The sequence below is a fragment of the Natrinema zhouii genome, from assembly GCF_013456555.2.
Lineage (GTDB): Archaea > Halobacteriota > Halobacteria > Halobacteriales > Natrialbaceae > Natrinema > Natrinema zhouii.
The window spans coordinates 2,940,388-2,963,254 of sequence record NZ_CP059154.1 but is presented as its reverse complement, the minus strand read 5'-3'; the positions used below and the strand labels follow the sequence as shown (position 1 = coordinate 2,963,254).

21 protein-coding genes are annotated in these 22,867 nt (G+C 64.9%); 12 read left to right on the top strand and 9 right to left on the bottom strand.

Going from position 1 to position 22,867, the window contains the following annotated elements; all coding sequences use genetic code 11:
- Positions 1-166 precede the first annotated feature (166 nt).
- From HYG81_RS33395 to HYG81_RS33380, 4 genes are all read right to left on the bottom strand, one after another.
- A complete protein-coding gene (locus HYG81_RS33395) occupies positions 167-2,038 on the bottom strand; it encodes a formate/nitrite transporter family protein (protein ID WP_180840489.1) in 1,872 nt (623 codons plus the stop codon).
- 120 nt (positions 2,039-2,158) lie between these two features.
- Positions 2,159-3,151 carry an ABC transporter permease gene (locus HYG81_RS33390; RefSeq protein ID WP_425607551.1) on the bottom strand — a complete coding sequence of 331 codons (993 nt, stop codon included), beginning with the start codon at positions 3,149-3,151 and terminating at the stop codon, positions 2,159-2,161.
- A 238-nt stretch (positions 3,152-3,389) separates the two neighbouring features.
- Positions 3,390-5,246, bottom strand: coding sequence for a PrsW family intramembrane metalloprotease (locus HYG81_RS33385; protein WP_180840487.1), 1,857 nt, complete (start codon positions 5,244-5,246; stop codon positions 3,390-3,392).
- The gene (locus HYG81_RS33380) at positions 5,243-6,160 is read right to left on the bottom strand and encodes an ABC transporter ATP-binding protein (RefSeq protein ID WP_180840486.1); all 918 of its coding nucleotides are present in this window, start codon (positions 6,158-6,160) and stop codon (positions 5,243-5,245) included. Before HYG81_RS33380 ends, HYG81_RS33385 begins: the two co-directional genes overlap by 4 nt.
- A gap of 143 nt (positions 6,161-6,303) precedes the next feature.
- Between HYG81_RS33380 and HYG81_RS33375 the strand changes: the two genes are divergently transcribed.
- The gene (locus HYG81_RS33375) at positions 6,304-6,726 is read left to right on the top strand and encodes an SRPBCC family protein (protein WP_180840485.1); all 423 of its coding nucleotides are present in this window, start codon (positions 6,304-6,306) and stop codon (positions 6,724-6,726) included.
- A gap of 366 nt (positions 6,727-7,092) precedes the next feature.
- On the opposite strand, the gene HYG81_RS33370 is transcribed toward HYG81_RS33375, so the two are convergent.
- Complete coding sequence (locus HYG81_RS33370; protein WP_226777491.1) at positions 7,093-7,254, bottom strand: hypothetical protein; 162 nt, start codon at positions 7,252-7,254, stop codon at positions 7,093-7,095.
- A gap of 225 nt (positions 7,255-7,479) precedes the next feature.
- On the opposite strand from HYG81_RS33370, the gene HYG81_RS33365 reads away from it, so the two are divergent.
- Together HYG81_RS33365 and HYG81_RS33360 are read left to right on the top strand one after the other, a co-directional pair.
- Entirely contained in the window at positions 7,480-7,656 is a 177-nt protein-coding gene (locus HYG81_RS33365; protein ID WP_226777490.1) for a hypothetical protein, read from the top strand.
- Positions 7,657-7,951: 295 nt separating this feature from the next.
- Complete coding sequence (locus tag HYG81_RS33360; RefSeq protein WP_180840484.1) at positions 7,952-8,305, top strand: winged helix-turn-helix transcriptional regulator; 354 nt, start codon at positions 7,952-7,954, stop codon at positions 8,303-8,305.
- Between the two features lie 44 nt (positions 8,306-8,349).
- Here the strand turns inward: HYG81_RS33360 and HYG81_RS33355 are convergent, their stop codons facing one another.
- Positions 8,350-9,804 carry a short-chain fatty acid transporter gene (locus HYG81_RS33355; protein ID WP_180840483.1) on the bottom strand — a complete coding sequence of 485 codons (1,455 nt, stop codon included), beginning with the start codon at positions 9,802-9,804 and terminating at the stop codon, positions 8,350-8,352.
- 62 nt (positions 9,805-9,866) lie between these two features.
- Between HYG81_RS33355 and HYG81_RS33350 the strand changes: the two genes are divergently transcribed.
- Positions 9,867-11,153, top strand: a complete 1,287-nt coding sequence (locus tag HYG81_RS33350) for an MFS transporter (RefSeq protein ID WP_180840482.1) — start codon at positions 9,867-9,869, stop codon at positions 11,151-11,153.
- 9 nt (positions 11,154-11,162) lie between these two features.
- Entirely contained in the window at positions 11,163-11,297 is a 135-nt protein-coding gene (locus HYG81_RS45410; RefSeq protein WP_255647606.1) for a hypothetical protein, read from the top strand.
- Here the strand turns inward: HYG81_RS45410 and HYG81_RS33345 are convergent.
- Positions 11,271-11,717: a UPF0179 family protein gene (locus HYG81_RS33345; RefSeq protein ID WP_180840481.1), complete on the bottom strand. Its 447-nt coding sequence runs from the start codon at positions 11,715-11,717 to the stop codon at positions 11,271-11,273. The two genes, HYG81_RS45410 and HYG81_RS33345, sit on opposite strands and share 27 nt — an antisense overlap.
- An 89-nt stretch (positions 11,718-11,806) precedes the next feature.
- Complete coding sequence (locus HYG81_RS33340; protein WP_180840480.1) at positions 11,807-12,238, bottom strand: DUF5820 family protein; 432 nt, start codon at positions 12,236-12,238, stop codon at positions 11,807-11,809.
- 404 nt (positions 12,239-12,642) lie between these two features.
- On the opposite strand from HYG81_RS33340, the gene HYG81_RS33335 reads away from it, so the two are divergent.
- From HYG81_RS33335 to HYG81_RS33305, 7 genes are all read left to right on the top strand, one after another.
- Entirely contained in the window at positions 12,643-12,870 is a 228-nt protein-coding gene (locus HYG81_RS33335; protein ID WP_226375958.1) for a hypothetical protein, read from the top strand.
- On the top strand, positions 12,867-14,939 hold the full coding sequence (locus tag HYG81_RS33330; protein ID WP_180840479.1) for a PrkA family serine protein kinase: 2,073 nt from the start codon (positions 12,867-12,869) through the stop codon (positions 14,937-14,939). Before HYG81_RS33335 ends, HYG81_RS33330 begins: the two co-directional genes overlap by 4 nt.
- 1 nt (position 14,940) lies before the next feature.
- Positions 14,941-17,229: a PrkA family serine protein kinase gene (locus HYG81_RS33325; RefSeq protein WP_180840478.1), complete on the top strand. Its 2,289-nt coding sequence runs from the start codon at positions 14,941-14,943 to the stop codon at positions 17,227-17,229.
- Positions 17,220-18,548, top strand: coding sequence for a YeaH/YhbH family protein (locus HYG81_RS33320; protein WP_180840477.1), 1,329 nt, complete (start codon positions 17,220-17,222; stop codon positions 18,546-18,548). The genes HYG81_RS33325 and HYG81_RS33320 overlap by 10 nt, the downstream gene beginning before the upstream one ends.
- Positions 18,541-20,571 (top strand): SpoVR family protein, encoded by a 2,031-nt coding sequence (locus HYG81_RS33315; RefSeq protein WP_180840476.1) that lies wholly within the window; start codon positions 18,541-18,543, stop codon positions 20,569-20,571. Before HYG81_RS33320 ends, HYG81_RS33315 begins: the two co-directional genes overlap by 8 nt.
- 194 nt (positions 20,572-20,765) lie before the next feature.
- The gene (locus HYG81_RS33310; protein WP_226375957.1) at positions 20,766-21,578 is read left to right on the top strand and encodes a HEAT repeat domain-containing protein; all 813 of its coding nucleotides are present in this window, start codon (positions 20,766-20,768) and stop codon (positions 21,576-21,578) included.
- Positions 21,579-21,640: 62 nt separating this feature from the next.
- Positions 21,641-22,030: a secondary thiamine-phosphate synthase enzyme YjbQ gene (locus tag HYG81_RS33305; protein ID WP_180840475.1), complete on the top strand. Its 390-nt coding sequence runs from the start codon at positions 21,641-21,643 to the stop codon at positions 22,028-22,030.
- Between the two features lie 45 nt (positions 22,031-22,075).
- Here the strand turns inward: HYG81_RS33305 and HYG81_RS33300 are convergent, their stop codons facing one another.
- The gene (locus HYG81_RS33300; RefSeq protein WP_180840474.1) at positions 22,076-22,741 is read right to left on the bottom strand and encodes a glycerophosphodiester phosphodiesterase; all 666 of its coding nucleotides are present in this window, start codon (positions 22,739-22,741) and stop codon (positions 22,076-22,078) included.
- Between the last annotated feature and the right edge of the window lie 126 nt (positions 22,742-22,867).

Sequence of the window (22,867 nt, the reverse complement as noted above, 5' to 3'; positions counted from 1 at the left end):
GAGGACGATCAATCGATCGCGTACTCGTCTCCGCGTTCGTCGTGCGAGCGTCCGTGATCGACACCGCTGGGACGGATACGGCAACTGTGACGCGGTGTGCACCGACAACGACGGTCTCTCCTTGCACCGGTGACGAGTGCTAGGGATGGAGTGAAATCGCGACCGACTAGCGCCCGAACAATCGCCGGATAACGTTGCGTTCGTCGGGCCGTTCTGCGAGCAGTACCGAACTGTCGACTTCGTTGACGACGTCCATGTGCAGCGAGTCGCTCACGAGCCGCGAGAGGAGTCCCGCCTCCGTCGCACCGATGATCACGAGCGAGTGATCGGCGGCCTCGCGACAGATCGCACCCTCGACGTCGCCGGAGTCGTCGATCGTGAGCTCGGCGTCCTCGAGGTCGTGCTCGGTGGCCCAGTTCGCGAGGAACGTCCGTCCCTCCGCGCGCTCCTCGGCGCTGTCGACGATGTGGAGGAGCGACACGTCCGATCCGTCCGCCTGCTCGAGCGCTCGGGCGACTTCGGCGCTCAGATCCGAGTCCGGACCGCCAGCGGTGGGCAGGAGGATCCGCGAGGTGTCCAGATCACGGTCCTTGAGGATGAGGAAGTCACTGGGGAGGTTGCTGGTCAGCTTGCTGACTCGGCTCTCGGCGGGCCCCGCGCCCCACGGTTGATTGTCGCCCCAGCCGAGGACGACGAGGTCCGCCCGTTCGCGCTCCGCGGTGTCGAAGACGTCCTCGAACGAGCGGTGGGAGACGACCGTCGAGGTTTCGTAGTCGATGTCGTACGACGAAATCGTGTCGCGGAGTCCTTCCATCTGCTTCTCGGATTCCGAGATGATCCGTTCGTTCCGTCCGGAGCCGTAGCGCATCGACCGCCGGTTGGGTATCTGGACGATGTGGACGGCGTGGACGACCGCGTTCTCGTGGTCGTTCGCCAGCGTACAGGCCAGGTCGACGATTCGCGACTCGGTGCGCGGATTCGAGATCGGGACGAGCACGCGGTACGTGCCGCTCTCTTCGATCTCCGACACCCCGGCGGTGTCGATCAGGGGAACGTACGACCGGCCGACGTAGCCCCCGAACAGCCACTCCCGCATCGAAAGCTGGCGTTCGTTCCCCTCGAATCGGGCCGACTCGAGGCGGCGTTCGCTCGTCTGGAAGTAGTTGACGACGGTCACCAGTAAGATGCCGCCGATGGTGTTCCCGAGGAGGACCGGCAGAACGAACTGGGAGAGGCCGGCGAAGAGGGCGACTTCGCCGAGGAAGACGACGTAGGCCATCTCGGTAAACGAGGTAACGACGTGGAACAGGTTCCCGATCGGGATCGCGAGGAAGGCCATGTAGACGATGACGATCCTGGCGATCGTCTCGCGGGCGGAATACTCTACCCAGACGACGCCGGCGACGATCAGCCCGGCGAAGGTCGCCTTGAAGAACAGGTCCAGCCACGCCGTTTCCATGCCGTGGGTCCCGAGATACATCGCCGCGTCGGCCGCTTCGGGCGAGAACACGCCGCCCCACGCGAGCGTCGCCGCACCGATCGCGCTGCCGGTGAAGTTGCCGGCGAGCACGATCGTCCAGTGGCGCAGGAGGGCGGGGATGCTCGCGATTCGCTCGAGGGAGAGCGCGACCGGCGGCAGCGTGTTCTCGGTGTAGAGCTGGTAGCCGCCGATGATGATGTAGATGAAGCCGAGCGGATAGAGCAGCGCGCTCAGTATCGGGTGACCGTCGGTCGAGGCGTACAGCGAGGCGTACAGTAAGACCGTGATCGTGATCGCGAAGCCGGCGGCGATACCGCTGAAGAACAGTTCGCGGCTCCCCGAGGTGACCTCCTCGTCGGCCGCGGCGACGATCCGCTGGAATACTTCGTCGGCCGAGAACCGATCGCGGACGACCGCGCCGACCGCCGGCGCACCGCTTCTGGACCGCTCGACCGCCTCTCGAACCTGTTCCTGCTCGGGCGGCGCTTGCGCTGGCCGCTCCTGGTCGGGCGGATCGCGGTCCGCCCGCTCCTGGTCGGGTGTATCGGGGTTACTCATTACCAGATACGCACCCCTAGAGGGACTAAGCGTTTAGGATCTGGCATTGGTATCGCTTCGAAATCATCTCCGCCGAACGGTCGAGTCACTCGAGCGAGCAGTCTCGCGGCTCGAGACGGCCTACAGCGAGTCGGGCTCGAGTCGGCCGATACCTCGGCTGAGCGCGACGAACGCGCCGAGCGCGAGGAGACAGTACGCGGCGAGCAGTCCCCACGTCGTCGGCGTCGGGTTCCCGATCGCGAACTTCGCGACGGTGTTCGCGGGGTGCTCGGGCAGGGCGGTCGCGACGACCAGCGCGCCGACGGTGGCCGTCGAGTAGAGCAACTGGGCCTGTCGTCTGTCGGGCGCCCACAGCGCGATCGCGACCCCGCCGGCGACGACCAGCAACGACAGCGCGGCCACCAGCACGATCAGGGCGACGGGGCCCGCGATCGCGGTTCCGTTGAACGAGAGCAAGAGGAGCCACGCGATCGCCTGTAGCGGAGCCAGTGCCGCCGTCGCCAGCAGCTTCGCGTCGATCACGTCCGCGAGCGAGAGCGGCGCGACCCGGAGCAACTCGAGGGTCCCCCGCTGGCGCTCCTCGATCAGCGAGTCGACGACGATGGAGCCGCTGATGAACACCGGCAGGAAACACAACAGCGGCAGCAGGATGGTGTAGGTGAAGCCGACGTACGGGCTCGCCTGGATCTCGTCCGGCACCGGAACCGGCGACTGCTCGAGTCGTCCAGAATCGACGTGCTGCTGGCGCTCGACGCGTTCGACGTGTTCCAGGGTGTCCCGAAGCTGAACGACGAGCAGGGTCGTCTGGAGTCCCGACTCGGGTGCGGTCGCCCTGACGACGAGTTGACCATCGTCGTTTCTGTTCGCATCGAGCACGGCGGAGACGCTGCCGCGCTCGAAGGCGTCGTAGGCGGCCCCGCGGTCGTCGTAGCGCTGTGCAGTGACGCCGTCTCGTTCGTTCGCGACCGCGAGCAGGGTGTCGGTATCGTCGCCGGTGACGGCGACCTCGGTCTGATAGCCGTCGACCGCACCCGGATCGGACAGCGAGACGAGGCCGACGACCAGAAACGAGGAGAAGGCCGCGATGAACAGCTGGATCGCCAGCGCCAGCAGGATCGTCTTCTCGGAGCGCAGCGAGGCCAGCTCGCGGCGAGCGACGGCCCAGCGCGCACCCCAGCTCGAGCCCGTGCCGGTCCCGCCGTCCGGTCGAGCCGGCGGGGACCGAACCCGCCGGCTCGAGTCCCGTGCGTCATCGGCCTCGCTCGAGCGGGACCGCCAGTCGGCCCGCGTGGCTCGAGCGCTCTCATCGTCGGTGGGCTCACCGTTGTCAGTCGCTCCGTCGCGATCGCGCTTACGCGACAAGGGCGATCACCCCGGCGTTGTAGGCCGCGTGAACCAGGATTGCAGTGAGGAGGCCACCGACGTAACCGAGCCGGCCCCGACTCGCCCCGAGCGCCGAGACGGCCGCCGTCGCGACGTGCAAGGCCAGCGGTGCGAGAAAGACGACGACGAGAACGAGCGGCTCGTCCGAGACGGTCGGGCCGAACGCGGCGGTGCCGACCGGGAGCTCGGGGAGGCCGACGAACTGGACGACGTGGGTGAGCTTCTCGCCGACGAAGAAGCCGGCGCCGGAGAGCGCGCCGAGTACCGCGGCGGTCCCCAGCGTCGGCTCGAACCGCGAGCGGGCGAAGCCGGCGTAGACGTGAACGCTCTTCGCGACCTCTTCGACCGTCGCGGCGACGACGATGATCAACGGCACGGCGACCGTCTGGGGCACGACGAACAGCAGGGCGACCGCGAGGAGCTGGCTCGCGAAGACGAAGGGAATGAACAGGATCGGCAGCAGGAAGACGCTCCGGCGGCCGCGGATTCGATTTGCGATCGCATCGATAACTTTGCTCGGGATCGGCTTCTGGGCGAACATGTCCTCCTCGCGGTAGACGCCGATTCCCAGCAGGAAGCAGACGGCCGCGCCGAGGTAGAAGGGGCCGGTCGAGAACAGGTACTCTCCGAGTCGGACCGACTCGCCCTGAAGGTCCATCACGACCAGCGTCAGCGGCGAGATCAACGCGATGGCGTTCACGTCGGCGAAGACCGCTGGAATGAACGTGTACGTCGTCAGGAAGACGCTGATCGTAACCGTCACGAACGTGAGTTCCTTGAACGAGCGGGCGAGCATCGCCCCGACGAACGTGGCCGCGAGGAAGAGCAGGGCGATCGGCAGCGCCGCCGCGACGGCGACCGGTCCGCCCTCGATTACCCACGCGATGGCGACGACCACTCCGACGAGTCCGAGCACGTACGGGAGGGTCTTTCCGGCGACGATCTCGCGGCTCGAGGCCGGCGAGACGAGCAGCAGTTCGCCGCGGCGTTTGACCCGTTCGTCCATGATCGTGCTCCCGTAGGCCTGAATGACGAAGTTCATCGGGACGACGAACAGGAACGCGAGCACGAGCGATTGGAACGGGAACGGCGGCGAAATCGAGCCGGGTCGGTCCGGTGCCGTCGACGACGTCGATCCGTCGCCGACGTTGGGAACTTGCGTACGGCCGTCTCCGCCGTCGGTCCCGCTTCCACCGGTTCCGTCCGTCCCGGCGTCGTCCCCGGCGCTTCCGTCCGTGTTCCCGCCGGTGCCGTCCCCGCTCCCGCCGCTGGTTCCGTCCCCGTCACCGGCTTCGGAACCAGTCGACCCGCCGAGATCGCGCTGCTGATATTCGATCGAGACGAGCACGGGGTACGCGGCCGCCTCATCGGCTTCCTCGTCCATCAGCTTCCCATTGTACGTCTCGACGGACTCGCGAAACGCGTCGTAGGCGGCCGCGCCGTTGTCGCTGTCGACGTGACCGATCCGGCCGTCTCGAGTCACGACCACGTCGACGGTCGCCTCGTCGCGAACGGCGATGGTGTCTGCGTTCCCGTCACCGTCGCCGTCGGGCGTGACGTCCTCGAGCGGGACGGGCCGGAACTGCTCGCTGTCGACGGCCACGTCGTGGTACCGGCTGTCCTCGGCGACGCCGACGGTGTAGATCTCCCGCTCGAGGCCGAGGCCCTCGTCGGCGACCGTGAAGCCGGCAGTCCCGACTGCGAGTAACATTACGACGAGGACGAGCGCGGTCTTCCGATCGACGGTGCCGGCGCTCCGGGAGACCTCCCAGCGAGCGATCCGGACCGTACGCGAGACGATCCCGCGGAGGCGGCCATCGCTCACGCCTCGGCCTCCGCCGGCTCGCTCGCCACCTCGAGGAAGATCTCCTCGAGGCTCGGCGTCTTCGTCTGGATGTCCGTGACGCGGCCCCCGGCCGCCTCGACGCGCTCCCGCACGGCGTCGACGGCGGTCATGTCGCCGACGACGTGGCGGAACTGCCCGTTCTCGCGGCTCACTTCGATCGGGGAGTCGCCGTTCTCGAGGCCGTCGCTGCCGTCCGTCGTCGCGTAGACGTGGTACTCGGTGCCGCCGTGGGCGTCCCGAATCTCCTCGAGCGTGCCGCGGGCGACGATCCGGCCGTCGTTCATGATGATGAGCCGGTCGCAGATGCTCTCGACGTGAAAGAGGTTGTGCGCGCTGAAGACGATCGTCTTCCCCTCGTCGCTCAGTTCCTCGGTGAACTCGATGATGTAGTTGGTCGTCAGCGGGTCCAGCCCCGACGCCGGCTCGTCGAAGATCAGTACGTCCGGGTCGTTCACCAGCGCTCGCGCGATGGCGACCTTCCGCTGCATTCCCTTCGACATGTTGCCGATCCGTCGCTCGCGGTGCTCGAGGTCGAGGCGGTCCAGCGAATCGTGGATCCGCTCGCGGGCCACGTCGCGGGGCACGTCGTAGAGATCGGCGAAGAACTCGAGGTAGTCGATCGCGGTCATCTCCTCGTAGAGCGGGGACTCCTCGGGGAGGAAGCCGAGGCGGCGCTGCATCGCGGGTTCGCCGGGGGTGTGGCCGGCGACGACGGCGGTGCCGTCGGTGGGTTCGATCAGCCCGGCCAGCATCTTCAGTGTCGTCGTCTTGCCCGCGCCGTTGGGGCCGACGACGCCGAAGACCTCGCCCCGCTCGATGTCGAAGGAGCTGCCCTCGACGGCGACGAAGCCGCCGTACTCCTTCCGGAGGTCGTCTACTTCGAGTATAGCCATTGGATAGCGCGACTGAGGGAGCCACTCCAGTAAAGTCTAGCGGCCAGTGACTATCAGGTCGAAAGCACTGATCTGCCCGTCGTGAGCGCGTCCGGCCTCATTTCGTGGCAATCCCCATAGGTCGGGAGCGCGTAGCAACCACTATGACTCGAGTCCGGACCACGCGAACGTCGGACGGCCGTCGCCTCGAGGTTTCGAACGTCCTGTCCGTCCCCGCGGCCGACGCCTGGGACGCCATTATCGACACGATGCAGTGGCCGGAGTGGTCGCCGATCGTCCGCGGCGTGGAGTCGACCGATCGCCGGATTCGATCCGGGACGACCGGCCGGGTCAGACTCCCCGGCGTCTGGGTCCCCTTCCGGATCACGGAGTGTACGGAGCGGCGGTGGACCTGGCGCGTGACCGGAATTCCGGCCGCCGGCCATCGCGTCGACGACCTCGGTAACGACCGCTGTCGGATCGTGTTCGAACTCCCGATTCACCACGCGGGATCCGCGCCGGTGAGTCTGCGAGCGCTGGAGAACCTCGAACGGTTGCTCGAGGACGAAGCAACGACCGTTCAGTAGACCACGTATCGATCGCTCAGTGGAGCGGTAGATCACTGACGCAAAAGAGAGTAACTCATATTCTCACACCCTCTAGAGGGGTAGAATGGATAGCGAAATAAATCGGGCAGCAGCGATCTGTGAAAACTGCGGGACCGCTCACTCGGTTCGTATCGGGCCCGATGGGGAGATTCGCCCTATCGGTACTGGACGGGGAACCGAGTGTACGTGTGGAGATGGCGAGTTCCGCATCCTCAGTGATGACTCGAACCTCACAGGTGGCGGAAATTCGAAATCGAAAAGCGACACGTAGTCGAGTAACTCGTTCAGGACTCACTGCTCTGTGTGTCGTGTCTTCTCCATGTCCGGATCGGTACGTAACCGTGCTTACTGAGTGTCGAGTTCCTCAGTAGTGAGTTTGTGACCTGTTTCCTGACCGTGTTCACGAATTACTTCCGCTGCTTCATCCTCGTCTGTCGTCACCTCTTTCGAGAAAGCGCACACGGTACAGACAATGCGGATCGTTTCTGGGTGTTGTTCAGTGTCCATGATGTATGTATTATGTTACAGCTGTATTATGCGTTGTGAGTTTATTGAGGATTTGTTTGCGCCCGTTCAATTGTCCGCTATACTGAACAGCAACGACGTGTTCAAACTAAACGATAAAACAGAATGTATGAATGTTACGTACAGATACGAATTGGTGAGAATACGTTTCTCTAGCCAATAATCTTTGGAGGAACGATCATGGGAAGCCACTGCTTTGTAGATAGTATGAGTAAGCACGAAGACGAGGCACAAAAAACCGTTGTCGCTTGTGCAGAATGCGGTGATATGTACGTTGCACGCATCTCACCGGATGGCTCTATTCGACCAGTAGGCATCGTCAATTGTACCTGCGGCGAGGGAGATTTGAATCAAGTCAGAAACGAACACAGCATCGAGCAGTAGTATAGAGTGCTGGTGAGTGATCAATACGTCACCTGTACTGAGCGGTTCGGACACGCCAGTTGTGGCAACGCTGTTCTCCGATCGTTCCGCGTGAATCGGGAGGATATCGGTCTCCTGACCGTCCGTCGATCGCTTCCCGCCCGTTGATCGCTTCCCGTCAACAGATTCCCGTGCGCGATTGAGTTGCGATCGATAGCGTCAGAGTACCCGCTCGAGAACCACTATCACGATGATACCCGGTTCGGATCCGAACTACTAAAGATGTCCCCGACGTAGCTCTCGGGAGAGACCACAGATGTCATCTCCCCAGACGAAACCCCGCGAGGAAAACGCCGACGCCTGTCCCGTCATCGCCTCCCTCGAGCAGATCGGCTCCCAGTGGCGGCTGGCGGTGCTCCACGAACTGCTCGACGGCGAGCAGCGCTTCAACGAACTCAAGCGATCGACCGGCGCGAACGCGCGGACCCTCTCGCGCGTGCTCGACGACCTCGGCGAGATGGGCTTCGTCGAGCGCCGCATCGAGGAGGACGCCCCGGTCGCCACCTTCTACAGCCTCACCGACAAGGGTGAATCGCTGGAACCGGTCTTCGGCGAAATCGAGTGCTGGGCCGGCTCGTGGCTCGAGGACGGCGAACTCGAGGCGAAGTAGGCGGGACCCGCTGGTTTCGAGTCCTGCGGCGGAGCCCGTTCCGGTCAGTACGGGAGCAGGAACAGGACGACCGCCAGGAACGGAATGAGCGCGAGCAACATCGTGACGGCGTAGCCGAACATTTCTCGAGCGCGGATCTCCGTGATCGCGAGCAACGGCAGCGCCCAGAACGGATTCAACAGGTTGGTGTGGGCGTCTCCGACCGCGTACGCGATGGTCGCTTGCCCGACTGGGACGCCGACCTCCTGTGCGGCCTCGAGGACGGGCGGCCCGAGGACGATCCACTCGCCGCCGCCGGAGGGGACGAAGAGGTTGACGACCGCGGCCGTGAGCCACGCGACGACCGGGAACGTTTCGGTCGTCGAAATCGCCAGCAGGCCCTCGGCCATCGTTTCCGCCAGACCCGAGCCGCTCATCATGCCCTGGATGCCTGCGAAGAACGGAAAGAGGAGAATGATTCCCGCGGCGGCGTCCGCGGCGTCGCCGAACCGATCGCGGTAGAGCGCCGGTCGAGTGTAGATCGCGAGACCGGCGAAGAGAAACGCGAAGTTCAGGACGTTCAGATCGAGCGCGTCGAGTCCTCGGCTCACGAATTCCCAGACGATCACCGCAACGCCAGTCAGCGCGATGATGCCGCCCAGCAGCCGACTGTTGTCGATTCGCTCGGCCGGGACCCGGCTGCCGCCCACGTCCTCGTCCGCGGTCGGTTCAGTTACGGATTCGTCCACCGCGGTATCGTCGGTCCCACCGTCCGCGGCCGGTTCGAACAGGTCGGCTTCGGGAACGTACTCGGTGATCTCCCTCGAGCGCTCCGGAGAGGGCGTCAACAGGAACAGGACGAGTGCCGCGAACACGATCGATAGCGCGGTGAGCGCGAGCGCGTACCCGCTAAAGACCGTCGCGGACGTTCCGACCGGTTCGTCGATGACGCCGAGTTCGACGAATTCGTTGCCCGCTGTGGCGAGCAAGAGGGGTGCCGAGCCGGATAATCCCCAGTGCCAGGTGAGCCCCATTCCCATGTAGCCCGCCACGCAGAGCAACGGATAGTGGACCGTGATCCCCTCCCGGTAGGCGGCCTTCCCCATCTCTCGAGCGAAGATCGCGCCGACGACGAGGCTGAGCCCCCAGTGGATCCAGGCCAGCCCCATCGACACGACGCCGACGAGGACGACGGCCTGTCTGCTGCTGTTCGGGATCGCTGCCAGCCGCCGGAGCGCGTCGTTGACTCGCGGGTGATACGCGATCACGAACCCAGTCATGATTATCAGCACCATCTGCATCGCGAACGTGAGGAACGCCCAGAACCCGTCGTACCAGTGTTGGACCATCTCCGTCGGCCCCTGTCCCTGGACGATCATTCCGACCACGAACACGACGTAAGACAGAATGATCGCGAACAGGAACGGGCTCGGCATCCATCGCTCGACGATATCAGCGATTCGGTTTCCGAGCCGTTCGACGACGTTCCCGGTCGCCGCTGTCTTCTCTGCAGACCCCATATGTGAAGCGATCACAAATGACGTGTTAAGCGTTATGTGCCGCGGCGGAAGAGTACGATCGAATGCGTCCCAACGGTGGCTCGGACCGATCCAGCGATACCGCTGGTATAGTTGACGGAACGGAACCGACGGTCGATCGCCGCGTCTATCGCGGCTGGTACGTCGTCGCCGGCGGCTTCGTCGGTGCTTTCGTCGTCTTCGGTCTCTCCTACGCCTTCGGTGTCTTCCTCGGTCCGATGCAGCGAGATTTCGAGATTTCCCGGTCCGCCGTCTCGTTCGTCTTCTCCCTGCAGACGGTCGTCATCTACCTCTCGGCAGCGGTTCTGGGCGTGCTCGCCGACCGATTCGGCGTCCGGCGACTGCTGGCGTTCGGTGCGGCCACGCTCGCGATCGGTGGCGTCTGGACGAGTCAGACGGATTCGTACGCCGGGCTCCTGTTCGCCTACGGCGTCCTCACGGCGATCGGACTCGGCGTGATCTACGTGGTCTCCTACGCCACGGTCCCGCGCTGGTTCCAGCGCCGGCGCGGCCTCGCGACCGGCATCGCGACGGCCGGCCTCGGCATCGGGATGGTCGCGATGTCGCCCGCCGCGAGCGCGCTCATCGACGTCCTCCAGTGGCGGTACGCGTTTCTCGCACTCGTCGTTGCCGCGACGGTCGCCGTCGCGCTCGTGACACCGCTGTTCGCCGACGATCCGGCCTCGAGCGAGACCGACCCGGGCGACGAGTTCCCGGACGGCGTTCCGGACCGCGACCCACCGGAGTGGGAGGCCTATCGGCGCGAGCTCGTCGACGTCGCGATCTCGCGGCAGTTCCTGCTGGTCATGACGGGCTGGGTATTCGTCTATGCGACCCTGTACGCCGTACTCGTTCACATCGTCCCCCACACCGGTGATATCGGTCTCGGGGAGGAGACGGGCGCGGTGGCGCTCGCGACGATCGGCGGGACGACGGCGGTGGCCCGGATCGGGATCGGTGGGCTCGCGGATCGATTCGGTCGCGTTCGGACGTTCGTCGCGTGTTCGGGCGTCATGGGGGCAGCAACGCTGTCTCTGCCCCTCATCGGTTCCCCGATCGGACTGTACGGCTTCGCCGTGGTCTTCGGCATCGCCTACGGGGGCAACGGCGCGCTGCTCTCACCGCTGACGGTGGATCTGTTCGGGACGGCGAACCCGAACGCGATCTTCGGGCTCGTGTCGGTCTCCTTCGCCGTCTCGGGGCTGCTCGCTCCCTGGGCCGCCGGTCTCACGTACGACCTCGCGGGAACGTACACGCCGGCCTTCGTCGGCGCGGGGATCGCCGGGTTGCTCGGAGCGGGGCTCCTGGCGATCGCCGGCGCTGCGACGTAACGCCCCTCGATGGAACTGAAGTGGCAGAAGTCGGTTTCGAATCGGCGACGGAGCGGGCGGGCGAGCGTCACCGAGCGATCGGTTGCGGTTCTCGAGCCGCGAGCCGAAACCGACGCGTCAGTCGTCGGTCTCGAGTTCGACTAGCTCGAGCGGCCGGTCAAGGTGACAGACCTCGTGGGGCGGGTCGCCGATGATCTCCCGAATTCGGTACTCCTCGTCGAACTCGACGCCGTCGGGCTCGCAGTACTCGTGGCTCGGACAGGCGACGTAGGGACAGGGGCCGGGGAGACTCGTCTTGCTGCCGGCGAAGGCTCCCTTTGACGTGATGTTCGCGCGCGTCGACGCGGGTTCGACCTCGACGGCACGAACCCCGTCGTCGTGGACGGCGCACTCGAGCGTCTGGGCGTTCTCGCGGACGGACGTGACGCGGTACTTCGTATCGGGTTGGAGATTGAGACACTGACTGCGATAGGGACAGCCGGCGCAGGCGTCGGCTTCGCCCTCGTAGACGAACTCGGTTCCCGGTTCGGCCAGCCGGGAGCCGATGAGTGTAACGGTCGACATACCCACGCGTAGTTGCCACTGGCGGTTAAGCGTCACGTCCCGGCGGTCAGATGGAATATCACAGCGGAAACCCCACCGAGTGAGAACAGTCAGACCGCGCTATCGTCGCCGGTGAGGTCGTCGAGGCGGTCGAAATAGGCCTCGCGGGGCACCTGGTAGAGCGAGCGATAGTCGATCTCGCCGTCGTCGAACCGGCGGGCGAGTGTGACGGTCCGTTCGAGGGCCTCCTCCCGGGTCGGGAACCGCAGCGTCTCGTTCAGCGAGACGTCCGGCTCGAGATAGAGCGTAACGAACCAGTCCGCGGAGTCGACGGTATCGGCGGGGTTGACGCCGGGACGGCGGGTCCGCTTGCCGTGAGTGAGATACAGCGTCGGCAGACACGGCGCGGGGAAGTCCGCGGCGTTGAAGACGTCCGGCCGGTAGGCGAGGACGAGCCGTCCGTCGTCCCCCTGACTCCAGACGGTCCAGCCGTCGGGCAGCCTCGAGCGGTCGATTCCACCGTCCGTATCCGAATCCGGCATGGGAGTCGGTAGGAGCGCCGACCTCTAGTAGCCACCGGAAGTCAGTCGGACGCCCGATCGCAACGGTTCGTCGGTCGAGGGAGACGCGTTATCTCGACACGAGTCACACCGCCTCCGGAGGAGCGCGCGCGAGCAGACGTAGCTACTGCAGGCCGTCAACTTATCGGCGCCCCCGCCGATTGTGTGATGTGATACCGAGCACCGATATAGCCTTCTGGCAGTATTTTCCTGCAATAAACTTCTGCTAAATACCTTTTGGGGCTAAGGCTAAGTAGCTGGATTACTCACTCATTAAATACTATCGGTATCCGTTCGCCGGACCGATCCACTCCGCGCCCGTCCCCGGCGCATCGTTGTCCGAGGTCGCGAGGCCGTCGCACAACGTTCAGTGGAAGAGATGACACATGACACACCATACAGCCGCCCACGACAGGGTCGCGCTCCACGAGAACCCGCTCGAGGAGCCCGACGAGTACGACGCGCTCACGTCGGGTGACGCGACGCGACGGATTCCGACGGTTCGGCCACGAGACGCCGCGGTCGGTCGAACGACGTCCACTCACGTCGTTCGTGAACGCACGGACGACTGCACTGCAGACGGGGGAACCCCGCAACTGGCAATGATACCATGACCGGTGACATCGAGACACTCGAGCAGCTCAGTACGGATTACCAGGAATCGATGCCCGCAGACCTGCGGGAAACCAAATCTTTCGATTGGTTCCTCGAAGCGGTGTACGAGGACCCGAAGATCGCCCGCAACGCCCACCAGCGCGTCGCGGACATGTTCGACTACTACGGCACGACCTACGACGAAACGGAAGGAGTAGTCGAATACCAGCTCGCGAGCGAGGACCCGCTGGGCGACGGTGAGAACACGTTCTACGGGAAGATCATCCACCAGTCGATCCACGAGTTCGTGAACAAGGTCAAATCGGGCGCCCGCCGACTCGGCCCCGAGCGCCGGATCAAGCTCCTGCTCGGTCCGGTCGGCTCCGGGAAGTCCCACTTCGACAAGCAGGTCCGCAAATACTTCGAGGACTACACGCTTCGCGACGACGGGCGGATGTATACCTTCAAGTGGACCAACCTCTGTGACGTCATCCAGGATCAGGACCCCGCCGACGACACCGTCCGCTCCCCGATGAACCAAGATCCGCTCGTCTTGCTCCCCGTCGAGCAGCGCCAGCGGGTCATCGACGACCTCAACGAGAACCTCGACGCACCCTACACCATCCAGAACGAACAGGCGCTGGATCCCGAGAGCGAGTTCTACATGGACCGGCTGCTGGCGTACTACGACGACGACCTCCAGCAGGTCCTCGAGAACCACGTCGAGATCGTCCGCTTCGTCGCCGACGAGAACAAGCGCCAGGGCCTCGAGACGTTCGAGCCCAAGGACAAGAAGAACCAGGACGAGACGGAGCTGACGGGGGACGTCAACTACTCGAAGATCGCCATCTACGGCGAGAGCGACCCGCGCGCGTTCGATTACTCGGGCGCCTTCTGTAACGCCAACCGCGGCATCTTCTCCGGCGAGGAGCTACTGAAACTCCAGCGGGAGTTCCTCTACGACTTCCTCCACGCGACCCAGGAGCAGACGATCAAGCCCAAGAACAACCCGCGGATCGACATCGATCAGGTGATCGTGGGTCGTACGAACATGCCCGAGTACAAGGACAAGAAGGGCGACGAGAAGATGGAGGCCTTCAACGACCGCACCAAGCGGATCGACTTCCCGTACGTCCTCAGCTACGAGGACGAGGCCAACATCTACGACAAGATGCTGAGCAACGCCGACGTCCCCGACATCAACGTCGAGCCCCACACCTTAGAGATGGCCGGCCTCTTCGGCGTCCTCACGCGCATCGAGGAGCCCGACACCGAGACCGTCGAGCTGCTCTCGAAGGCCAAGGCCTACAACGGCGAGATCGACGAGGGCGACGATATCGACATCAAGAAGCTCCGCGAGGAGGCCGAGGCGACGGCCGAGATCGGCGAGGGCATGGTCGGCGTCTCCCCCCGCTTCATCGGCGACGAGATCGCCGAGGCGATCATGGACTCCAAACACCGCCAGCGCGGCTTCCTCTCGCCGCTGACGGTGTTCAACTTCTTCGAGGAGAACCTCGAGCACCACGGCTCGATTCCGGAGGACAACTTCGAGAAGTACTACCGCTACCTCGAGACCGTGCGCGAGGAGTACAAGGAGCGGGCCATCGAGGACGTCCGCCACGCGCTGGCCTACGACCTCGACGAGATCCAGCGCCAGGGCGAGAAGTACATGGATCACGTGATGGCCTACATCGACGACGACACCATCGAGGACGAACTCACGGGCCGCGAGCAGGAGCCCGACGAGACCTTCCTGCGCAGCGTCGAGGAGAAACTCGACATTCCCGAAGACCGGAAGGAGGACTTCCGACAGGAGGTCTCGAACTGGGTCAGCCGCCGTGCGCGTGAAGGTGAAGCGTTCAATCCGCAGGACAACGAGCGCCTGCGCCGCGCGCTCGAGCGCAAACTCTGGGAGGACAAGAAGCACAACATCAACTTCTCCGCGCTGGTGAGCGCCAACGAGTTCGACGACGACGAGCGCTCCGCGTGGATCGACGCGCTGATGGAACAGGGCTACTCCGAGGGCGGGGCCAAGGAAGTGCTCGAGTTCGCCGGCGCCGAGGTCGCCAAAGCAGAGATGGAAGACTAACATGGCACGAGGAACCGACTACGTCCGCGACGCCGACCGGGCCCTCGAAGAGACCTACGAGGAGCCGATGAGCCTCGCGGCGTACGTCGACCGCATCTTCGAGAACCCCTCGATCGCCTCCCACGCCTCGAAGTACCTGCTCGAGGCGATCGAGGCCGCGGGCACCCGGACCGTCGTCGAGGAGGGCGAGGAGAAGGAGCGCTACCGCTTCTTCGACGATCCGCACAACGACGGCGAGCACGCGATCCTCGGCAACACCGAGGTGCTCAACGGGTTCGTCGACGATCTGCGGTCGATCGCCGCGGGCCGGGCGAAAGACGAGAAGATCATCTGGTTCGAAGGTCCCACGGCGACCGGCAAGTCCGAACTCAAACGGTGTCTGGTCAACGGGCTCCGCGAGTACTCGAAGACGCCCGACGGCCGCCGCTACACCGTCGAGTGGAACATCTCGACCGCCGACGCCGGCGAGCGCGGCCTGAGCTACGGCGGCGACGCGAGCGCGGCCGACGAACAGAACTGGTACGAGAGCCCCGTCCAGGCCCACCCGCTGTCGGTGTTCCCCGAGAACGTCCGCGAGGAACTCCTCGCGGGGCTCAACGAGGAACTGGACGACCACGTCCCCGTGCAGGTCGACGCGCAACTCGACCCCTTCTCCCGGGAGGCCTACGACTTCCTCGAGGAGCGCTACCGCAGGGAGGGCGAGGAGGAACTATTCTCGGCGATCACAGACGACGCCCACCTCAGAGTGAAGAACTACGTCGTCGACATGGGACAGGGCGTCGGCGTCCTCCACTCGGAGGACGACGGTCCGCCCAAGGAGCGCCTCGTCGGCTCGTGGATGCACGGCATGCTTCAGGAACTCGACTCGCGCGGGCGCAAGAACCCGCAGGCGTTCAGCTACGACGGCGTGCTCTCGCAGGGCAACGGCGTCCTGACTATCGTCGAGGACGCGGCCCAGCACGCAGACCTGCTCCAGAAGCTGCTGAACGTCCCCGACGAGCAGTCAGTGAAGCTGGACAAGGGGATCGGGATGGACGTCGACACGCAGATGCTGATCATCTCGAACCCCGATCTCGAGGCCCAACTCAACCAGCACTCGGATCGAAACGGGATGGACCCGCTGAAGGCGCTCAAGCGCCGGCTGGACAAACACCGCTTCGGCTATCTGACGAACCTGAGTCTCGAGACGGAGCTGATCCGCCGCGAGCTGACTAACGAGACGTCGGTCTGGGAGGCCGAGAGCTACGACGAACTCGCCGAGCGGATCCGCGCGCCGGTGACGGTGACGGTCAAAGGGCAGGACGGCCGCACGCGAACTCAGGAGTTCGCCCCCCATGCCGTCGAGGCGGCCGCGCTGTACGCGGTCGTCACGCGGCTGGACGAGGAGGACCTCCCGAACGGGCTCGATCTGGTCGACAAGGCCCGGATCTACGATCAGGGCTACCTCCAGGAGGGCGACACCCGGCGAGAGAAAGACGAGTTCGATTTCGATGACGACGGCAACGACGGCGACCACGGGATTCCGGTCACATACACCCGGGACACACTCGCCGAACTGCTCCAGACGGACCTCGATCGCCACCATCCCGACCTGCGGGTCGAGGACGTCGTCATGCCCCGCGACGTGCTGAACGGCATGGTCGAGGGGCTGGCCGACGCGCCGGTGTTCTCGACTGGCGAGCGCTCGGAGTTCGAGAACCGCGTCGTCCCCGTGAAGAACTACATCTACGACCAGCAGGAGTCGGACGTCATCGAGGCCATCATGCACGACAAACGCGTCGACGAGGAGACCGTCGCCGAGTACGTCGAACACGTCTACGCCTGGGAGACCGAGGAACCCCTGTACAACGACCGCGGCGAGCGCGTCGAGCCCGATCCGCTGACGATGAAGCTCTTCGAGATCGAGCACCTGGGCCGGTTCTCCGAGGCCGAGTACGAGGGGAACCTCCCCCGCGAGAGCGTCCGAAACTTCCGGCGCGAGAAGGTCATCACGTCGCTGAACCGCCACGCCTGGGAGCACCGCAACGAGGACTTCTCGGTCGAGGACGTCGACCTCACGGCGATTCCCGTGATCAAGACCGTCCTCGAGAGCCACGACTGGGACGACGTCGAGCGGACCTTCGAGGACTTCGACCCGCGACAGTGGAGCGATCCGCCCAGCGGGACCGAGACGGCGGCGGTCAAGGAGAGCACGATCGACACGATGGTCGACCTCTTCGGCTACACCGAGGCGTCGGCCGAGCTAACCAGCAGACACGTCATGGGTCAGGTGAGCTACAGATGGGACTGAGAGACGACCTCGAGCGATTCCGCGAAGTCGGCGAGCAGCGCCGCGAGGATCTGGCCGACTTCATCCAGTACGGCGACCTCGGACAGAGCCGGCCGGGCGAGATCAACATCCCGGTCAAGATCGTCTCGCTGCCGGAGTTCGAGTACGACCAACGCGATCAGGGCGGGGTCGGCCAGGGCGAGGACGGCACGCCCGACACCGGCCAGCCGGTCGGCCAACCCCAGCCCCAGCCGGGCGACGACGACGGCGAGGACGGCGAACCCGGCGAGGAGGGCGGCGACCACGAGTACTACGAGATGGACCCCGAGGAGTTCGCCGAGGAGCTCGACGAAGAACTCGGACTCGACCTCGATCCAAAGGGGAAGAAGGTCATCGAGGAGAAGGAAGGGCCGTTCACGGACCTCACCCGAAGCGGTCCCAACAGCACGCTCGACTTCGAGCGGATGTTCAAGGAGGGGCTCAAGCGCAAGCTCGCGATGGACTTCGACGAGGAGTTCCTGAAGGAACTGTGTAAGGTCGAGGGGATCGAGCCACGCGACGTCTTCGAGTGGGCCCGCGGCGAGAGCCTGCCGGTGTCGATGGCGTGGGTCGAAGAGGCCTACAGCGACGTTCCCGACGAGGAGCGCGGCAAATGGGCCTCGATCGAAGAAGTCGAGAACGAGGTCGAGCGCGAGAGCGTCCAGCAGAAGATCCGCCGCGAGGGGATCAAACACGTCCCCTTCCGTCGCGAGGACGAACGCTACCGCCATCCCGAGATCATCGAGGAGAAGGAGAAGAACGTCGTGGTCGTCAACATCCGCGACGTCTCCGGCTCGATGCGCGAGAAGAAACGCGAACTCGTCGAGCGGACCTTTACCCCGCTGGACTGGTACCTGCAGGGCAAGTACGACAACGCCGAGTTCGTCTACATCGCTCACGACGCCGACGCCTGGGAGGTCGAGCGCGACGAGTTCTTCGGCATCCGCAGCGGCGGCGGCACCAAGATCTCGAGCGCGTACGAACTCGCCGCCCAGCTGCTCGAGGAGTACCCCTGGAGCGACTGGAACCGGTACGTCTTCGCCGCGGGCGACTCGGAGAACTCGAGCAACGACACCGAGGAGCGCGTGATCCCGATGATGGAGCAGATCCCGGCGAACCTCCACGCATACGTGGAGACCCAGCCCAGCGGCAACGCGATCAACGCCACCCACGCCGAGGAGCTCGAGCGTCACTTCGGTACCGACGCCGACGACGTCGCGGTGGCGTACGTCAACGGCGAATCGGACGTGACCGACGCGATCTACGACATCCTCAGTACGGAAGGTGAGCAAGATGAGTAAGTCAAATTCAAACGCGGATCGATTCCGCAAACAGGCGATCGCAGCCGACCTCGAGGAACCGGTCGACGAGGCGCGAAACCTCGCCGAGAAGCTCGGTCTCGAGCCCTACCCGGTGAAGTACTGGATCATCGACTACGACGAGATGAACGAACTCATCGCCTACGGCGGGTTCCAGTCGCGGTACCCCCACTGGCGGTGGGGCATGCAGTACGACAAACAGCAAAAGCAGGGCCAGTACGGCGGCGGGAAGGCCTTCGAAATCGTCAACAACGACAACCCGGCCCACGCGTTCCTCCAGGAGTCGAACACGGTCGCCGACCAGAAGGCGGTCATCACCCACGTCGAGGCTCACTCGGACTTCTTCGCGAACAACGACTGGTTCGGCATGTTCACCAGCGGCCGCGCCGACGAGGACCAGGTCAACGCCGCCGCCATGCTCGAGCGCCACGCGCGGGCAATCGACGAGTACATGTCCGATCCCGACATCGACCGCGCCGACGTCGAGAAGTGGATCGATCACTGCCTGAGCCTCGAGGACAACATCGACCAGCATCAGGTGTTCAGCCGCCGGCTCGATATCGACGGACCGGTCCACGAGGGAATCGACGAGGACCTCGCCGAGAAGTTGGACGAACTCGAGCTCTCCGACGAAATCAAAGGCGAGGTGTTCGACGAGGAGTGGGTCGACAAACTCGAGGGCGAAGACGTTCCGGCGAACTTCCCCGAGGAGCCACAGAAGGACGTGTTAGCGTTCGTCCGCGAACACGGGAAGCAGTACGACGCGGAGGCCGGCCGGGGCGTCGAGATGGAGGAGTGGCAACGCGACATCCTCGACATGATGCGCGCGGAGGCGTACTACTTCGCCGCCCAGAAGATGACGAAGGTGATGAACGAGGGTTGGGCCGCCTACTGGGAGTCGACGATGATGACCGACGAGGCCTTCGCCGGCGACGACGAGTTCCTCAACTACGCCGACCACATGGCCAAAGTCCTGGCGTCGGGCGGCCTCAACCCCTACAGCCTCGGCATGGAGCTCTGGGAGTACGTCGAGAACACGACCAACCGGCGGGAAGTCCTCGAGGCCCTCCTGCGCGTCGAGGGCATCTCCTGGCGGAACCTCACCGAGGTCGTCGACTTCGACGAGGTGCTCGACGAACTGGAGCCGCCGACGGCGATTGAAACGATCACCCCGGAGACGCTCGACTCGCTCGAGGAAGTCCCCGACGAGTGGGTCGACCAACAGGCCCTCGAGCGGGCGCGAGACGGTGAGATCGACGTGTCGAAATATCCCTGGAAGGTGCTGACCTACGAGGGCATCGCCCGCCGGCATTACTCGCTGGTCAAGCGCCAGAACCGCGGCTTCCTCGCGCGGATCAACCAGAACGAACTCGAGCGGATCGGCCGCTACCTGTTCGACGACGCCCGGTACTCGTCGGTCACGGAAGCGCTCGCGGACGTCGACTTCGCTGCCGGCTGGAACCGGATGTTCGACGTTCGGGAGAGCCACAACGACGTGACCTTCCTCGACGAGTTCCTCACGCAGGAGTTCATCACCGAGAACAACTACTTCACCTACGAGCACTCGCAGGCGACCGGGCAGTTCCACGTCGCCAGCGACGCGGCCGAGGACGTCAAGAAGAAGCTCCTCCTGCAGTTCACCAACTTCGGGAAGCCGACGATCGCAGTCTACGACGGCAACTACAACAACGCCAACGAACTCCTGTTGGGTCACCAGTACAACGGCGTCATGCTCGACATCGGGCAGGCCAAGGAGACCCTCAAGCGGACCTTCGAACTGTGGGGGCGGCCGGTGAACCTGCTGACGATCGTCAAGGAGGTCGACGAACACGACATCGAGGTCGCCAAGCGCCGTAACCGCGAACCGGAGCCGGAAGAGCAGGGGAAGCTGATCCGGTACAACGGCGAAACGGTGACGACCGAGGACGTGCCGTGGGAGGAGGTCGAACACCTCGCGGCCGACGACGTCGACTACGACACCAAGCCCGACGAGTGGCTCGCGTAGGGCCGCTCGACGGTCAGTCCATTTTTGGCTCGGTCGAACGAGAGACCGAGTTCGACCGAACGGAGGTCGGTCACGGTCGACTGACAGGTCGAACCCGAGTGAGCTGGATTCACATCGTACAGCCCCGAACAAAGGTTGTTTCGCCGCCGTTCGTCCAGAACTCTTTTATATCTCATCCCTAATTGCAGGAGACGATGAATGGGGACAGGGGCGAAGCCGTTGAGCCCCGAGGCCGACGAACCACAGGAGCCGATCTCCCATCGGTACTTGCACGACTCGACGATCAAGGACCGACCGAACAACGGGCCGCAGTCGGACGGATTCGCACTGCGATCGACGAGCAGGACCGGGCAGCGGTGTACGTCCCGACCGTTCCGAAACTCCGGACGCTGCTCGAGCGCCCGGCGATCGATTTTCGCGACGAGGTCGCTGCCTGCCTCGCCGACCTCGCAGTCGAAGCACCCACCGACGTCGCGCCGTCGACCGGCTCGATCGTCGACGTCGCCGTCGAACACGCCACTGAGCCGATGACGCGGGAACTCCTCCGGTGTCTCGCCGCCGTCGCAGCCGAGCGACCGGACGTCGTGGTCGAGCACACCGCAGCGATCGCCGACGTCCTCGAGCAACGACGCGGCTACGACCGCTGGGGGCTCCGCGTACTCGCGTCCGTCTCGCGGGAGGAGCCGGCGGCGATCGAACCGGCGCTGCCGGTTCTCACCGACGCGCTGGCGGCGAGCCCGGTCGAAAACGGGTCGCTGGCGCTCCGCGCGCTCGGTCGACTGGCACGATCCGACGCGGCGCTGCCCGACCTCGAGTTCGTCGCGCAGGCCGCCGCGCTCGCGGATCACGACGACGCGTCGCTGCGCGCCGATGCGATCGGCTGTCTCGGCGACGTGGCCCATCGCGATCCCGCCGCCGTCGAGCCGGTGTGTGCCGAACTCGGGGCGGCGCTCTCGGCCGCCGATCCCGACACCCGCGCCGCGTGGGCCGCGACGCAACTCCCGTAGGGACGTGTCGTCCCGCAGCGAGGACCGCAACGCAGTCTATCCTCGCGACCGTTTCGTCCATCATGACGTTTTCCGTCGAAACCGAGTCGCGGCTGACGACCGTCGACGTGACCGATCGCATCGCAGCGGCCGTCCCCGACGATCTCGAGTCGGGGACCTGTACCGCCTTCGTCGAGCACACGACGGCCGGCCTCGTCGTTCAGGAGGACGAACCGCGGCTTCGCGGCGACCTCGAGTCGTTCCTGCGGGATCTCGTTCCCGACGAGGGTCACGCACACGACGAATTAGATGGGAACGCGGACTCGCATCTGCGGGCGGCGCTCATCGGGCCGGACGTGACGATTCCGGTCGAGGACGGGGCGTTGGCGCTGGGGACGTGGCAGTCAGTGTTGCTCGTGGAATGCGACGGCCCGCGAACGCGGACGGTGTCCGTGACGACCGTCGGTGACTAATTGCTGGCCGGTCGGTCGTTTCTCCGTCCCCCACCAATATCGAAGTTACATCCGGATCGGCCGATCCGCCGAAACGTAATCGACGCCGCGGCGGGCGAGCAGCTTCGCCACCGCTCGTCGTTCGATCGTCCATGCATGGACCTCGAGTCCCACCGCCGTCGCCCGCGAGACGACCCGGGTCGCCAGACAGCGCCAGTAGCTCGCCCCGAGGACGTCGCAGTCGAGTTCGACCGCCGTCGTGACCGGCGTCTCGAGGTGTCGACTGACGAGCAGCCCGATCGGCTGACTCGGATCGCGGTCACGAATCGTCCGCAGTTCGGAGGCCAGAAACGAGGTGACGACGACGCGATTGGGGAGGGAAGCTTCCTCGAGAGTAGCGAGTACGTCCGCGGCGATATCGGACTCTTTGAGCTCGATGTGTGCCTCGACCGTCGGCGGGAGGGCCTCGAGCATCGCCGCGAGGGTCGGAATTTCGTCGCCGGACCCGTACACTGAGTGAGCGGAGAGGTCCGTAAGGGAGGCGTCCGCGACGGTCCCGGAGCCGTCGGTGACGCGGTCGATCGTCTCGTCGTGGACGACGACGAGTTCGCCGGAGCCACAGCGTCGCACGTCGAACTCGACGGCGTCGGCGCGGTCGGCCGCGGCCCGAACGGCACCGATCGTATTCTCGGGTGCGGCCGCGGCGAAGCCCCGATGCGCGATAAGTCGCATGCGAATGGTCCATCGCCGCTCGGCGACGTTATTCTGACGCCATCTCGCATGCACCGCATCGAAACGGGTGTCGTCGTCCGAGTCCCAAATTGTGTAGCAAGTAGCCTTATTCGAGTACCATGACAA

What these genes read in the sequence shown, in the direction of transcription:
- HYG81_RS33325 (WP_180840478.1), top strand. Translation starts at nt 14,941, where the DNA reads ATGGCACGAGGAACCGACTACGTCCGCGACGCCGACCGGGCCCTCGAA.
- HYG81_RS33350 (WP_180840482.1), top strand. Translation starts at nt 9,867, where the DNA reads ATGCGTCCCAACGGTGGCTCGGACCGATCCAGCGATACCGCTGGTATA.
- HYG81_RS33335 (WP_226375958.1), top strand. Translation starts at nt 12,643, where the DNA reads ATGACACACCATACAGCCGCCCACGACAGGGTCGCGCTCCACGAGAAC.
- HYG81_RS33360 (WP_180840484.1), top strand. Translation starts at nt 7,952, where the DNA reads ATGTCATCTCCCCAGACGAAACCCCGCGAGGAAAACGCCGACGCCTGT.
- HYG81_RS33375 (WP_180840485.1), top strand. Translation starts at nt 6,304, where the DNA reads ATGACTCGAGTCCGGACCACGCGAACGTCGGACGGCCGTCGCCTCGAG.
- HYG81_RS33310 (WP_226375957.1), top strand. Translation starts at nt 20,766, where the DNA reads ATGAATGGGGACAGGGGCGAAGCCGTTGAGCCCCGAGGCCGACGAACC.
- HYG81_RS33305 (WP_180840475.1), top strand. Translation starts at nt 21,641, where the DNA reads ATGACGTTTTCCGTCGAAACCGAGTCGCGGCTGACGACCGTCGACGTG.
- HYG81_RS45410 (WP_255647606.1), top strand. Translation starts at nt 11,163, where the DNA reads ATGGAACTGAAGTGGCAGAAGTCGGTTTCGAATCGGCGACGGAGCGGG.
- HYG81_RS33355 (WP_180840483.1), bottom strand. Translation starts at nt 9,804, where the DNA reads ATGGGGTCTGCAGAGAAGACAGCGGCGACCGGGAACGTCGTCGAACGG.
- HYG81_RS33365 (WP_226777490.1), top strand. Translation starts at nt 7,480, where the DNA reads ATGAGTAAGCACGAAGACGAGGCACAAAAAACCGTTGTCGCTTGTGCA.
- HYG81_RS33345 (WP_180840481.1), bottom strand. Translation starts at nt 11,717, where the DNA reads ATGTCGACCGTTACACTCATCGGCTCCCGGCTGGCCGAACCGGGAACC.
- HYG81_RS33340 (WP_180840480.1), bottom strand. Translation starts at nt 12,238, where the DNA reads ATGCCGGATTCGGATACGGACGGTGGAATCGACCGCTCGAGGCTGCCC.
- HYG81_RS33315 (WP_180840476.1), top strand. Translation starts at nt 18,541, where the DNA reads ATGAGTAAGTCAAATTCAAACGCGGATCGATTCCGCAAACAGGCGATC.
- HYG81_RS33330 (WP_180840479.1), top strand. Translation starts at nt 12,867, where the DNA reads ATGACCGGTGACATCGAGACACTCGAGCAGCTCAGTACGGATTACCAG.
- HYG81_RS33320 (WP_180840477.1), top strand. Translation starts at nt 17,220, where the DNA reads ATGGGACTGAGAGACGACCTCGAGCGATTCCGCGAAGTCGGCGAGCAG.
- HYG81_RS33395 (WP_180840489.1), bottom strand. Translation starts at nt 2,038, where the DNA reads ATGAGTAACCCCGATACACCCGACCAGGAGCGGGCGGACCGCGATCCG.
- HYG81_RS33300 (WP_180840474.1), bottom strand. Translation starts at nt 22,741, where the DNA reads ATGCGACTTATCGCGCATCGGGGCTTCGCCGCGGCCGCACCCGAGAAT.
- HYG81_RS33380 (WP_180840486.1), bottom strand. Translation starts at nt 6,160, where the DNA reads ATGGCTATACTCGAAGTAGACGACCTCCGGAAGGAGTACGGCGGCTTC.
- HYG81_RS33370 (WP_226777491.1), bottom strand. Translation starts at nt 7,254, where the DNA reads ATGGACACTGAACAACACCCAGAAACGATCCGCATTGTCTGTACCGTG.